Source organism: Pseudomonas sp. Irchel s3a18 (genome assembly GCF_900187535.1).
Lineage (GTDB): Bacteria > Pseudomonadota > Gammaproteobacteria > Pseudomonadales > Pseudomonadaceae > Aquipseudomonas.
The window spans coordinates 335,835-349,239 of sequence record NZ_FYDV01000004.1 but is presented as its reverse complement, the minus strand read 5'-3'; the positions used below and the strand labels follow the sequence as shown (position 1 = coordinate 349,239).

Here is a 13,405-nt window from a genome sequence, read left to right as displayed (position 1 = left end):
AAACCCTGGAGACGACACCACACCTGAATCGGATCAGGCCTGCATCAAGTCGGAGTGGTCTTCACAGAGGCTGCTAGCCGCCGGATTTCTTCGCTTTGAAACCGTGCTTGATCAGCTCAGCCAAGAGTAGCTCGACATGATCACCCTGGATTTCGATGACCCCGTCCTTCAACGCGCCACCGGTACCACAGCGTTTTTTCAACGTGGTGGCCAACTCCTTGAGCGCGTCTTCAGCCAACGGCACACCGCTGATGGTGGTCACCGTCTTGCCGCCACGGCCCTTGCTTTCGCGACGCACGCGCGCGATGCCGTCGCCGGCCGGGATAACGGTTTGTTTGCAGATGCAGGCTGCCACCGGCTGGCTACAGTCCGGGCAATGTCGACCTGCGTCGGTGGAAAATACCAAGCCACCAAGGGCGGCGAAGGATGCGGCTTTTTTGGCCACCGGCAATCCTCTTGGGAGGACAAAGACTGGTCGCAGCAACGTAGGCACGTGCTATCGACCGCGAAGCCCCACTCAGGCAGGGGCAGCGCTACTGGACCGGTACAACCCTGCAGGAGCGAGCTTGCTCGCGATGGACGTCAACAATAACGCGTGCACTCAGACAGCACCCGTCATCCTTGCGTTCTTCGCGAGCAAGCTCGCTCCTACAAAAAGCAACCCGGTCCAGCTTGAAAAGGTCGCGCAGTGTAACGACAAAAAGCGTACTTGCTAAGAGCCAATCGGCGCCAATTTATACATCTTTTGCGACGTCGGCCCCGATCGAGCGCAGATAGCGTTTCAAGGCCGCCAAAGAGTCCGGGCAGTAAGGCTTTTGGTGGATTTCCTGCATGACCTGTTCGATCGGAATAAAGCGCGCCTGGAGCACTTCCTCCGGCTGCAGGATCAAAGGCCCGTCCCAGACCGCCGAAAATGCCGAACACCAGAGCCGGTTACCGGTGTCTTCGAAGAAAAAGTGGTCGTGGGCGGTCAATGGCACACCACTCACACCCAGTTCCTCCGCCAGTTCCCTGGCCGCCGATTCGGCGTAGGTTTCCGTCGCCAACACCATGCCGCCCGCCGCCACATCCCAGAACCCCGGGTAGATGGCCTTGCTGTAGGTGCGCTGGTGCACACACAGGTCGCCCGCGGAGTTGAACAGCATGATGTAAGTGCCGCGCCCGATCAGGCCGCGCGCGCGCAAATCCGCACGCACCAGGGAGCCGAGCAGATTGTCCTGCTCGTCGACCCAGGCAATCTGCTCGGCATCCGAGGCCGCGCGATGGGCGGCCTCCCGGGAGTTATCGACCATGACTCAGCCCTGGTTGAGCAGTTGGCGCAGGTCGATCACCGCCGCATTGGCCCGCGAAATGTAGTTGGCCATGACCAGCGAGTGGTTGGCCAATGGACCGAAGCCGCTGCCGTTGAGGATCATCGGGCTCCAGAGTGTCTCCTGGGATGCTTCCAGCTCACGAATGATCTGTCGCACGCTGACGGTCGCGTTCTTCTTCGCCAGTACGTCGGCAAAGTCGACTTCAATGGCGCGCAACAAATGCGACAGCGCCCAAGCCTGGCCGCGCGCCTCGTAGAATACGTTGTCGATCTGCATCCAAGGGGTTTCCACCACCTCTTCATCCAGTTGTGGCACCTGGCCCGGGGCCACGACTTCGGTTTTCAACGCTGTGTTGAGTTTGACCCGGCCGACACTGGCCGACAGGCGTTGCGACAGCGAGCCCAAACGGGTGCCCACATCGCCCAGCCAGTTGTTCAGGTTATCGGCACGGGCGTAGAACAGCGCGTTCTTTTGCGTTGGGTCCGACAGGCGTGCCTGGTAGCGGCTCAGGGAGTTGATGCCCTCCTGGTACTCCGACTCACTGGACGGCAGCACCCAGCTCTTGTTGTCGAAGTTGAAGCGCGGCTCGGCCTTGGCCAGGTCGGCGTCTTCCGCCGATTGCGACTGCGAGCGGGCGAAGTCTTTACGCATGGCACGGGTCAGGTCGCGCACCTGCACCAGCACGCCGTACTCCCAGCTCGGCATGTTGTCCATCCACAGGCCCGGCGGGAAACGGTCGTTGGAGATATAGCCACCCGGCTTGTCGAGCAAGGTACCGGCAACGGTCTTGAGGGTTTCCACCGTGGTGTACCCGACAACCATCTGTTTGCCTTCTTTCTCGGCGGCGATTTGTGCGTTCTGCTGAACCGCAAACAAGGCCGGCTCCTTGCTCCAGTACCAACCCAGGGCAATGGTCACCACCAGGTAAAGGCCGATCAACGTGGCCAATGCGCGGCTGAACAGCAAACCACCAAAATAGCTGCGGGTTGCCGACTTGGGTTCGGCGGCACGTTCAGGCGCACTGCCTGCGCGGTTCTTCCAGTCCAGCATGGCGATATCCTTTCAATCACTTGAGTTCATCGGTTCGACCGCAACCCTGCGCCTTCGTGCCTGATGGTGAGCGGATCAATCCTGCCCCGGCACGGCGCTGCATGCATCACAGTCGAGCCGCCACTATAAAGGAAGCGCGGCTCAGAGCCTACGCGACCAGTCGGTCATAAACTGAATAACGTCGCTTTGCAGATTATTGACTTACGACACTCATGCCATCGAAAAGAGGTGCTAGCATAGAGCCACCAGTCGACCTCAGCATGCACCCTCACTAGTAGTCAGGATATGACCGAGCCAGAAGACCCCAGCCGTGAGCGCCTCAAGCAGCACTTTGCCCAGCGGGTAATTCATCAGGCACGTCAGATTCTTGAGATATGGCAGCGCCTGCAACGCAGCGAATGGTCGGCGACCGATCTGTCGGAGCTCAGTGAGGCGAACCTGCGCCTGTTGCGCTTTGCCGAGCGCTTCGAACAGACCGAACACACCCAACTGGCCCACAGCATCACCCAGTCACTGCAAGCCGTCGACGCCAACCGCGGACGCCTGAGCAGTGGGCTGATCACTGACCTGAATCGGTTGATGCAACGCTTGTCACGCACCGGCCTGCGCCAGGGCGACCAGCTCGAACAAACCTTCCTGCCGCCATTGCGCAAGCCAATCTATGTCTTGCTGCAGGATCACGACCGGGCCGAACGCCTGGCCAAACAACTGGAATTCTTTGGCCTCAGTGCCCAGTCCCTGGACAGTGTGGCGGCCTTTCGCTCATCCATGGTCGAGCGACTGCCGGCGGCGATTGTCATGGATGTCGACTTCGCGGGCCCAGGCCTGGGCCTGCAACTGGCGGCCGAAGCCCAGGCCGGACTGGAGCATAAGCTGCCGCTGCTGTTTTTCAGCCTGCTGGAAACCGACACCCCGACACGCCTGGCGGCGGTACGTGCCGGTGGCCAGGAGTTCCTGACCGGCACCCTCGAAGCCTCGAGCCTGCTGGAAAAAATCGAGGTCCTGACCTGCGTCGCCCAGTACGAACCCTATAAAGTGCTGATCATCGATGACTCTCGCGCCCAGGCCCTGCACACCGAGCGCCTGCTCAACAGCGCCGGAATCGTCACCCGCACCCTGATCGAACCGATCCAGGCGATGGCCGAACTGGCCGACTTCCAGCCTGACCTGATCATCCTCGACATGTACATGCCGGCCTGCACCGGTACCGAACTGGCCAAGGTGATTCGCCACAACGACCGTTATGTCAGCGTGCCAATCATTTACCTGTCGGCCGAAGACGACCAGGACAAACAGCTCGATGCCATGAGCGAAGGCGGTGACGACTTCCTGACCAAGCCGATCAAGCCCCGCCACCTGATCACCACCGTGCGCAACCGCGCCGCCCGGGCACGCAATCTCAAGGCGCGGATGGTCCGTGACAGCCTGACCGGCCTGTACAACCACACCCATATCCTGCAACTGCTTGAGGACTGCTCATTCCGCGCACGCCGCGAACAGAAGCCACTGAGCTTCGCGATGCTCGATATCGATCACTTCAAGCGGGTCAACGACAGCCACGGTCACCCCATGGGCGACCGGGTGATCAAGAGCCTGGCGCTGTTTCTCAAGCAACGCCTGCGCAAGACCGATTTCATTGGCCGATACGGCGGCGAAGAGTTCGCCATCGTCATGCCGGACACCGATATCGAATCGGCCTGCAAAGTGCTCGATGAAATCCGCCAGCGCTTTGCCGAGATTCACTACCCGGCCCAGCCGCAGGACCTGTGGTGCACCTTCAGCGCCGGCGTGGTCGACCTGCTGGAAGACTCCGACAGCCTGATGATGGCCAGCCAGGCCGACGCGGCGCTGTACCGCGCCAAGGACGCCGGACGTAATCGGGTTCAGGCGGCACGCCGATCAAAGCAAAGTGCCATCTTTTCATCCGATTCCACTGAATCGGTCATAACGCTGTAACGCAAGCGCAATAACTTCAGGCGCCTCCCTTCTGTCGTTGGTTGCCCACGATGCGCCTGAAGTTGCTGACCAATCTCAATACCCTGCTGTTAGTCGCGGTGTGCATCGCACTCGGCGCCACATTGTGGTGGTCGCAAAAGGCCCTGGAACGCCCTTATCTGTTGATGGAGCGTTACCTGGGCCTGTCGCAGCTGTTCCATAATCATGTGGCGCGCAATGTCGAAGACTACCTGGCCAGCGGCGATGCCCTGCGCCTGAGCGGCGCCAGCCAGGCCCTCGACACCCTGCAAAAAGAGCTGAACGAGATGCCGGTGGACCTGGCACAAAGCCTGCGTCCAAGCCTTGCCGATCTCGATGAATTCAGCAGGACCGAGCTGCTGGCCGCGGGCAAGCTGGCCGGTGACCCGCAAGCCCTACTGCTACAAGCCGAACGCGAACTGGGCGCGAGCCTGGAACAACTCAGCCAATACGCCACCGGCGCCAACACACTCGAGACCGCGGCTTACCTGGTGCCACTGCTGGCCGCCGCGCAGCACCTGGGCAAGCTCTCGCTGGCCCGCGACAAACTGGTCAGCAGCGGTCGTAGCGAACTGGCCGGCGACGTGGAGCGTGAACTCGCCAACATCCGCGCCCAGGCCGCATTGATCGATGCCTTGCCGTTGCTCGGCATCGCCACCCGTCAAGCCTCCAACTCCGATGACTTCGCCGCGATGATGGGCCTGGAAAGCAGCGAAAAAACCGTCGTCGAAGATGCCGGCCCTGGCTTCAAGCGTGAACTGTCCAGCCTGCTTGCCCGCTACCCCGCTGAACTGGCCCGCACCCGCGAGCAGATCCAGAAACGAGCCGACCTCAGCGCCGCCGCCCACGTGAAGCTGGACGCCGTGCAGCAAGCCATTGCGGCGCTGGAGCCGGCCGTCCGCGCACAGCATGGACAAATCCAGAGTGAAGTGCGGCTGATCCAGGGCGTGATGATTGGCCTGATCCTGTTGATTGCGCTGCTGATCGATACCTTGCAACGACGCCTTGCCCGGGTGCTGACCAACCTGGCTCCGGCGCTCTCGACCTGGGCTGAAGGCGACTTCAGCCGGGACATCCAGTTGGGCTCGACCAACCGCGAACTGCACGACATACAGGAGTCGCTCAATCGCCTGCGCGTGTATCTGGTGGACCTGGTGGGGACCATCCGGCAAAACGCCGAGCAAGTGGCGGGCAGCAGTCGCGTGCTGGCCGAACTGAGCCGCGACCTGCACAGCGGCGCCGAGCATCAGGCCGGCGACACCGCGCTGATCCGTGATTCCCTTGGCGAATTGGAGGCGACTATCCAGCAAGTGGTCGGCGATGCCAGCCAGGCTGCCGAAGCCAGCCGTCATGCCGGCCTTGCGGTCGAGCATGGGCAGCAGGTGATCGGCTTGAGCCTGACCGGGCTTCACGCCTTGGTCGGCGAAGTCCAGGGCAATGCCCAAATGATCGAGCACCTGGCCGAGGAATCGGCAACCATCGGCAGTGTGCTGACGGTGATTCGCTCGATTGCCGACCAGACCAACCTCCTGGCCCTGAACGCGGCCATCGAAGCGGCCCGCGCCGGAGAGATGGGCCGCGGCTTCGCGGTGGTCGCCGAAGAGGTTCGCTCGCTGGCGCAACGCACTGCCGGTGCCACGGCCGAGATCCAGACCTTGATTGGCGCACTGCAACTGGCGGCAAGGCAATCGGTGGAGGGCATGCGCGCGCAGGTCGAACACGCCGAGGCCACTGCCAGTCAGGCACAAGCGGCAGACGGCGCGCTGGATAAAATTGTCGGCGCGATCCAGACCATCGCTGACACCGCCGCACGCATCGCCGATGTCACCGCGCAACAAAGCGGCGCGGTCAGCGAAATCCGCGACCACAGCGAACGCATTCACCAACTGGGCGGGGAGAATCTGGTGCGCATCGGAGAGGGCCGCAGCCAGGGCGAGAATCTGCTGGCGCTGGGCGGGCAATTGCATACTGCCGTGCAGGCCTTTCGTGTCTGACGCCTGTTTCGTGGCAAGGGGCTTGCCCCCGTTGGCTCGCGAAGCGCGGCCAAAACCGGCAACCGCATTTCACCTGACAGGCCGCGAGTCCTGAATTTACGGTCGCTGCGCAACCGAACGGGGGCAAGCCCCCTCGCCACAAAGCTCATCGGCACACCCTGGCGCCGTCCGCTATCATGCCCACACTATCGATACGCGAGATTGTCATGCGCCGCCTGCTCTGCCTGATGCTGTTGATCCTGGCCCTACCGGTAAACGCTACCGGCCTGCTGGACAGTCGTCCCAGTTCGACCCTGGGCGCGATCAACAACAGCGCCGATTTCCTGCCAGTGCGCGAAGCCTTCCAACTGAGCCTGGTGGAAGCCACGCCGCAGTCGATCAAGCTGCGCTTCGTCGCCACCGAGGGGTACTACCTCTACCGCCATCGCTTCCAGTTTCGCAGCGAGCCCGCCGATATCGACCTTGGTGCCGTTCAACTGCCCCCGGGCGAGAAGAAGCACGACGAGTACTTCGGCGATGTCGAGGTCTACCACGGCATTCTCGACGTGGAACTGCCTCGCAACAGCGCCGACCCGCAAGCCTTCACCCTGGTCGTTACCTATCAGGGCTGCGCCGACAAGGGTTTGTGCTACCCACCGGAAACCGAGCGCCTGCAGATCGATGGCGCAACCGGCAGCAACGCACCCGGCGCAACCTGGAGCTGGCGTGAGCTGGCGTTGTTCTTCCTCGCAGGCCTGGGCCTGACCTTCACCCCGTGCGTGCTGCCGATGCTGCCGATTCTCTCTGGCGTGGTGCTGCGCGGGCAGGTTGGCGGGCTGCGTGGTTTTAATCTGTCGCTGGCTTACATATTGCCGATGGCCGCCTGTTTCGCCCTGCTCGGTGCCTTGATGGGAATGTTTGGTGCCCAGTTGAACCTGCAGGCACGCCTGCAATCGGCCTGGGTGCTGGTGCCGTTCTCCCTGTTCTTCGCCGTCTTTGCCCTGGCAATGTTCGGGATGTTCGAATTGAAACTGCCCCACGCCATCAGCAGCCGCCTGGACCGCATTGCCGGGCGTACCGAAGGCGGGTCGCTGTGGGGCGCGGCGGTGCTTGGCGTAGTTTCGAGCCTGTTGGTCTCACCTTGCGTGTCGGCCCCCCTGGCCGGAGCGCTGCTGTACATCAGCGCCAGCGGTGACGCACTGGGGGGCGCATTGAAGCTGTTCGTGCTGGGGCTGGGCATGGGCGCACCCTTGTTGCTGGTGGCCACCGGTGGGGCCACCTGGCTGCCGAAGAGTGGGCCCTGGCTGGTCTATGTGAAGAACGCGATCGGCGTATTGTTGCTGGGCTTGGCGATCGGCTTGCTCAGCCGCGTACTGCCAGGACAAGTTACCTTGTTGCTGATCGGCTTGCTGGCGGCAGGAGTGGGGTTGTTCCTCGGGGCACTGGAGTTCGTCTACAAGCCACCACGCAAACGCCTCGGCCAATTGCTCGGAATGTTCCTGATATTTTATGGTCTGGCCTGCTGGTACGGCGCCTTCAGCGGCCAGACCGATCCCTTCAACCCGATTGGCCAGCCCCGGGTCATCAACGCCGCCGGTAGCCCTCAAGCACCAAGCCCCGGCCAGTGGCAGACCATCAACACCCCGGCGGAACTCGACCAGGCCCTCGCCGAGGCGAAAGCCGCCAACACCCCATTGCTGCTCGACTGGTACGCCGACTGGTGCATCAGTTGCAAAGTCATCGAACATGAGGTGCTCAACGATCCCATGGTCGTCGAACGCCTCAACGGCTACCGGCTGATTCGCTTCGACATGACGGCCAGCAACGCCGAACAACGCGCCCTGCTCGACCGCTACCGGCTGTTCGGGCCACCGGCCCTGATGTTTTTTGGCAAGGACGGCAACGAACGCACCGACGTGCGGGTGATTGGCGAGATCACGGCGCGGGAGTTCGCCGAACGTGTCGCCAGAGCGAATGACCAGATTTAATCAGTTGGTCATATAATTCGCGCAATCATCGGTCATTGTGCTGGCTATTGCAGAGAACTGGACAGTCACAAAGGCTTTGCGGCATAGTCGCCGGGTTCTGATAACTGCACATAGATAACAAGGAACAGCAGATGGCGACCCTTTTGGTGCTGCACGGACCCAACCTGAACCTGCTCGGCACCCGTGAACCGGGCGTCTACGGCGCAGTGACCCTGGCCCAGATCAATCAGGACCTGGAACAACGGGCCCGTAATGCCGGCCACCATTTGCTCTACCTGCAAAGCAACGCCGAGTATGAATTGATCGACCGCATCCACGCCGCCCGCGACGAAGGCGTGGACTTCATTCTGATCAATCCAGCAGCTTTTACGCATACAAGTGTCGCATTACGTGACGCGCTGCTGGCGGTGAGCATCCCATTCATCGAAGTGCATTTGTCTAACGTGCACAAACGCGAACCTTTCCGCCATCACTCTTACTTCTCCGACGTAGCGGTGGGAGTGATCTGCGGCCTTGGCGCCAGCGGTTATCGACTGGCCCTGGAGGCCGCACTAGAGCAGCTTGAAAGACCGGCAACGGCTTGAACAACAAGCGTTAAACGCCCCTGACCGACCCTTGGGAGTTGATGATTCATGGATATCCGTAAAGTTAAGAAACTGATCGAACTGCTGGAAGAGTCCGGCATCGACGAGCTCGAGATCAAGGAAGGCGAAGAGTCCGTACGCATCAGCCGCCACAGCAAGACCCCGGCCCAGCAGTACTACGCACCGGCTCCAATGGCAGCGCCTGTCGCCGCACCGGCCGCTGCTGCTCCAGCCGCTGCCGCTGCACCTGCCGCTCCAGCCGCGCCAGTGCTGAACGGCACCGTTGCCCGTTCGCCGATGGTAGGTACGTTCTATCGCAAATCTTCGCCTACCTCGCCGTCCTTCGTTGAAGTTGGCCAGAGCGTGAAGAAAGGCGACACCCTGTGCATCGTCGAAGCCATGAAGATGATGAACCACATCGAAGCTGAAACCAGCGGTGTGATCGAGTCCATCCTCGTCGAAGACGGCCAGCCGGTTGAGTACGACCAACCGCTGTTCACCATCGTTTGAACCGCGGAGAGCCTTTGATGACTGCGAAGTTGGAAAAAGTTCTGATCGCTAACCGCGGTGAGATCGCCCTGCGGATTCTGCGTGCCTGCAAAGAGATGGGCATCAAGACCGTCGCCGTTTACTCCAAGGCCGACAAAGAGCTGATGCACCTGGGCCTGGCAGACGAATCCGTCTGCATCGGTCCGGCATCGGCCGCCCACTCCTACCTGCACATCCCGGCGATCATCGCTGCTGCCGAAGTGACGGGCGCCACGGCCATTCACCCTGGCTACGGCTTCCTCGCGGAAAACGCCGACTTCGCCGAGCAGGTCGAGAACTCCGGCTTTGCCTTCATCGGCCCGAAAGCCGAGACCATTCGCCTGATGGGCGACAAGGTATCGGCCAAGCACGCGATGATCGCCGCTGGCGTTCCAACCGTTCCAGGCTCCGACGGCCCGCTGCCGGAAGACGAAGAAACGGCGCTGCGCATCGGCCGTGAAGTCGGCTACCCGGTGATCATCAAGGCCGCTGGCGGCGGCGGTGGTCGCGGCATGCGTGTGGTGCACAATGAAGAAGACCTGATTTCCTCGGCGCAACTGACTCGCTCCGAAGCAGGTGCGGCGTTCGGCAACCCGATGGTCTACCTGGAGAAATTCCTGACCAACCCACGTCACGTGGAAGTCCAGGTACTTTCCGACGGTCAAGGCCATGCCATCCACCTGGGTGACCGCGATTGCTCGCTGCAACGTCGCCACCAGAAAGTCCTCGAAGAAGCGCCGGCACCGGGCATCGACGAGCAGGCTCGCCAGGAAGTCTTCGCCCGCTGCGTCAAGGCGTGCATCGACATTGGCTACCGTGGCGCCGGCACGTTCGAGTTCCTGTACGAGAACGGCCGCTTCTACTTCATCGAGATGAACACTCGTGTCCAGGTAGAGCACCCGGTATCGGAAATGGTCACCGGCATCGACATCGTCAAGGAGATGCTCAGCATCGCCGCCGGCAACAAGCTGTCGTTCACCCAGGATGACGTGGTCATCCGCGGTCACGCACTGGAATGCCGGATCAACGCCGAAGACCCGAAAACCTTCATGCCGAGCCCGGGCACGGTCAAGCATTTCCACGCACCAGGCGGCAACGGCGTTCGCGTTGATTCGCACCTGTACAGTGGCTATGCCGTGCCGCCGAACTACGACTCGTTGATCGGCAAGCTGATCACTTACGGGACCACCCGTGACGAAGCCATGGCGCGCATGCGCAATGCGCTGGACGAAATCGTGGTCGACGGCATCAAGACCAACATCCCGCTGCACCGCGACCTGACCCGCGACGAAGGCTTCTGCAAAGGGGGCGTGAACATTCACTACCTCGAGCACAAGCTGGCTGGCGAAAAGCACTAAGCTTTAGTCGGTACACGACAAGGCCGCCTTCGGGCGGCTTTGTTGTTTCTGGAGACATCACCCCCTGTAGGCGCGAGCTTGCTCGCGATGGTGGTCAACGATAACGAGGGTAGCTGAAGCATAGCGGCGTCTTGTCGATCATCGCGAGCAAGCTCGCTCCTACAAAGTGCCGCGCCAACCGGAAGGCCGTACGGCGAGCACCGAAGTCAACCCACTCCCACAAAACCTCCACTCTCGCGTAAACTTGCGCGCTTCTCGCAGCCCGCTAGGCTGCAATCAATATTTTTCAAAGGTGCCCGCCATGCCTTGGCTGCAAGTCCGTCTCGCCATCAGCCCAGAACAAGCCGAAACCTATGAAGACGCTTTCCTTGAAGTGGGCGCCGTATCGGTGACCTTCATGGACGCCGAAGATCAGCCGATTTTCGAGCCTGAACTCAACACCACCCCGCTGTGGTCGCACACCCACCTGCTGGCCCTGTTCGAAGGCGGCACCGAAGCCGCCGCAGTACTGGCCCATCTGGAGTTGCTGACTGGCAGTCCACTGCCTGAGCATCAGAGCGAAGTCATCGAAGACCAGGATTGGGAACGCAGCTGGATGGACGGCTTCCAGCCGATGCGTTTCGGCCAGCGCCTGTGGATCGTGCCGAGCTGGCACGCGGCCCCGGAGCCTGATGCCGTCAACCTGCTGCTCGACCCGGGTCTGGCCTTCGGCACTGGCACCCACCCGACCACCGCCCTGTGCCTGGAATGGCTCGACAGCCAGGACCTGAAAGACTGCAACGTGCTGGACTTCGGTTGCGGCTCCGGGATCCTTGCGATCGCCGCGTTGCTGCTGGGCGCCAAACAGGCCGTCGGCACCGACATCGATGTGCAGGCGCTGGAAGCCTCCCGCGACAACGCCGGACGCAACAACATCGCCGAAGCGCTGTTCCCGCTGTACCTGCCAGAAGACCTGCCACAGGTTCCGGCCGACGTACTGGTGGCCAACATCCTTGCCGGCCCGCTGGTTTCCCTGGCGCCGCAACTGTCCAGCCTGGTCAAGGCCGGCGGTCGCCTGGCGCTGTCGGGCATCCTCGCCGAACAAGGCGAAGAAGTTGCAGCGGCTTACGCCAAGGACTTTGACCTGGATCCGATCGCCAATCGCGATGGCTGGGTGCGCATTACCGGTCGCCGGCGCTAAAATGAGCCTCTGCAGACTCCGGATGGCCGCATGACCGATAGCTTCGTCACCCAATGCCCGCATTGCAAGACCAGTTTCCGCGTCAGCCACTCTCAATTGAGCGTGGCCCGTGGCGTGGTGCGCTGCGGCTCGTGCCTGCAAGTGTTCAATGCTGCACGGCAGTTGCTCGAGCAGCGCATGGGCGAACAGGCAAGCGCGCTCAGCACGCCGCCATCGGTCGAACCGGCACCCGAGCAACGGGCCATTAGCCAGAAGCAGTGGACCGCCTCCGAGCTCGACCTGGACCACCTCGACCTCGACGAAGAACTCGCCAAGCTCGAACAGCGGGAAATCCAGCCCGCCAAGGAGTTTGGCCAGGAGCACAAGCCCCGGGAAGACTCGCTCAGCGCACACCGTGATTCCAGCGAAAGTGAAGCGCCGTGGCCCGACAGCTTGTTCAGCGAGCCCGCAGCCGAACGCGCCCTGTCCAGCGACACCTCCCTGACACCTGCGACAAGCGGGAGGCTGGACGAGGACGCGGGCGAATCGGCAAAACCTTCACGCACCGAACCTTCCCTGTCCCTGGAACTGGTCGACCTCGACGACGAACCCGAGACGCCGCCACTGCGCCTGGAGCCCCAGGAAGAGGACGAGGAACTGAGCGCCTCGCACGAACGCTTCAGCGCAACCGACGACGATCCCGAGCCCCCCCCGCAGACTGCCGAACCCGCACGCAAGCGACGCGCGCGGGGCGAACCGGCCAGGCACGACGACGTGCTGCAAGACCTGGTCGACGATCCACTGCAACTGGACTGGCAGCAACGCCGCTCTCCCTGGGGACGCCGGCTGTTCTGGAGCCTGATGGTGCTACTGGCCGCCGCCGCCCTTGCCAGCCAGTACATCGCCCATCACTTTGACGAACTAGCTCGCCAGGACCAGTACCGCCCCTGGTTCCAGCAACTGTGCCCGCAGATTGGCTGCAGCGTACCGTCCAAGGTCGACATCGCCAAAATCAAGAGCAGCAACCTGGTGGTGCGCAGCCACCCGGATTTCAGTGGTGCCCTGGTCGTAGACGCCATCATCTACAACCGCGCGCCCTTCTCCCAGCCGTTCCCCCTGCTGGAACTGCGCTTCGCCGACCTCAACGGCCACTTGATCGCCAGCCGTCGCTTCAAGCCGGGTGAGTACCTCAACGGTGACTTGGCCGACCTTGCGGAAATGCCCCCGCAAACCCCTATCCATATCGCCCTGGACATCCTCGATCCCGGCCCGAAAGCAGTGAATTACAGCCTCAGTTTTCATTCGCCGGAGTGAATCGGTTCAGTCACGCCAGATGGATGGCGACCTTCCGAGCGCCTGTGAGCTGAGTCAAACTGCTGGCAATAACGGATTAACTGTTCAGATTTTATCCAGTTCAGCCTTTATCCAGTCATCGAGAGCGGGTATCATGCCAACCCTTTTTCGAACTCTCATGATCC

General features: G+C 61.8%; 10 protein-coding genes and 1 pseudogene. 8 read left to right on the top strand and 3 right to left on the bottom strand.

The annotated features are described in order from the left end of the window. Window positions 1–73 precede the first annotated feature (73 nt). The 3 genes from CKW29_RS08770 to CKW29_RS08760 form a co-directional block, all read right to left on the bottom strand. A complete protein-coding gene (locus CKW29_RS08770) occupies window positions 74–445 on the bottom strand; it encodes a translation initiation factor Sui1 (RefSeq protein WP_095144825.1) in 372 nt (123 codons plus the stop codon). 289 nt (window positions 446–734) lie between these two features. After that, window positions 735–1,292 (bottom strand): NUDIX hydrolase, encoded by a 558-nt coding sequence (locus CKW29_RS08765; protein ID WP_095144824.1) that lies wholly within the window; start codon window positions 1,290–1,292, stop codon window positions 735–737. Between the two features lie 3 nt (window positions 1,293–1,295). Next, a complete protein-coding gene (locus tag CKW29_RS08760; RefSeq protein WP_095144823.1) occupies window positions 1,296–2,363 on the bottom strand; it encodes a DUF2333 family protein in 1,068 nt (355 codons plus the stop codon). Window positions 2,364–2,648: 285 nt separating this feature from the next. Here CKW29_RS08760 and CKW29_RS08755 point away from each other — a divergent pair, with 285 nt between their 5' ends. The 8 genes and pseudogenes from CKW29_RS08755 (at window position 2,649) to CKW29_RS08720 (ending at window position 13,241) form a co-directional block, all read left to right on the top strand. After that, the gene (locus CKW29_RS08755) at window positions 2,649–4,319 is read left to right on the top strand and encodes a PleD family two-component system response regulator (protein WP_095148285.1); all 1,671 of its coding nucleotides are present in this window, start codon (window positions 2,649–2,651) and stop codon (window positions 4,317–4,319) included. A 1,505-nt stretch (window positions 4,320–5,824) separates the two neighbouring features. Continuing rightward, window positions 5,825–6,331: pseudogene (locus CKW29_RS26305) on the top strand (methyl-accepting chemotaxis protein); the annotation flags it as partial. 206 nt (window positions 6,332–6,537) lie between these two features. Beyond that, the gene (locus tag CKW29_RS08745; RefSeq protein ID WP_095148283.1) at window positions 6,538–8,298 is read left to right on the top strand and encodes a protein-disulfide reductase DsbD; all 1,761 of its coding nucleotides are present in this window, start codon (window positions 6,538–6,540) and stop codon (window positions 8,296–8,298) included. 131 nt (window positions 8,299–8,429) lie between these two features. Next, the gene (gene aroQ / locus CKW29_RS08740; RefSeq protein WP_095078237.1) at window positions 8,430–8,882 is read left to right on the top strand and encodes a type II 3-dehydroquinate dehydratase; all 453 of its coding nucleotides are present in this window, start codon (window positions 8,430–8,432) and stop codon (window positions 8,880–8,882) included. A 48-nt stretch (window positions 8,883–8,930) separates the two neighbouring features. Beyond that, a complete protein-coding gene (accB, locus tag CKW29_RS08735; protein WP_095144819.1) occupies window positions 8,931–9,392 on the top strand; it encodes an acetyl-CoA carboxylase biotin carboxyl carrier protein in 462 nt (153 codons plus the stop codon). 17 nt (window positions 9,393–9,409) lie between these two features. Then, complete coding sequence (gene accC, locus CKW29_RS08730) at window positions 9,410–10,768, top strand: acetyl-CoA carboxylase biotin carboxylase subunit (protein ID WP_095148282.1); 1,359 nt, start codon at window positions 9,410–9,412, stop codon at window positions 10,766–10,768. A gap of 301 nt (window positions 10,769–11,069) precedes the next feature. Then, window positions 11,070–11,948, top strand: a complete 879-nt coding sequence (prmA, locus tag CKW29_RS08725) for a 50S ribosomal protein L11 methyltransferase (protein WP_095144817.1) — start codon at window positions 11,070–11,072, stop codon at window positions 11,946–11,948. 30 nt (window positions 11,949–11,978) lie between these two features. Further along, a complete protein-coding gene (locus CKW29_RS08720) occupies window positions 11,979–13,241 on the top strand; it encodes a DUF3426 domain-containing protein (RefSeq protein WP_095148281.1) in 1,263 nt (420 codons plus the stop codon). Window positions 13,242–13,405: the final 164 nt, after the last annotated feature.

Coding starts and splice junctions, on each gene's coding strand:
- CKW29_RS08765 (WP_095144824.1), bottom strand. CDS start 1,292: ATGGTCGATAACTCCCGGGAGGCCGCCCATCGCGCGGCCTCGGATGCC.
- accC (WP_095148282.1), top strand. CDS start 9,410: ATGACTGCGAAGTTGGAAAAAGTTCTGATCGCTAACCGCGGTGAGATC.
- CKW29_RS08755 (WP_095148285.1), top strand. CDS start 2,649: ATGACCGAGCCAGAAGACCCCAGCCGTGAGCGCCTCAAGCAGCACTTT.
- prmA (WP_095144817.1), top strand. CDS start 11,070: ATGCCTTGGCTGCAAGTCCGTCTCGCCATCAGCCCAGAACAAGCCGAA.
- CKW29_RS08745 (WP_095148283.1), top strand. CDS start 6,538: ATGCGCCGCCTGCTCTGCCTGATGCTGTTGATCCTGGCCCTACCGGTA.
- CKW29_RS08720 (WP_095148281.1), top strand. CDS start 11,979: ATGACCGATAGCTTCGTCACCCAATGCCCGCATTGCAAGACCAGTTTC.
- accB (WP_095144819.1), top strand. CDS start 8,931: ATGGATATCCGTAAAGTTAAGAAACTGATCGAACTGCTGGAAGAGTCC.
- aroQ (WP_095078237.1), top strand. CDS start 8,430: ATGGCGACCCTTTTGGTGCTGCACGGACCCAACCTGAACCTGCTCGGC.
- CKW29_RS08760 (WP_095144823.1), bottom strand. CDS start 2,363: ATGCTGGACTGGAAGAACCGCGCAGGCAGTGCGCCTGAACGTGCCGCC.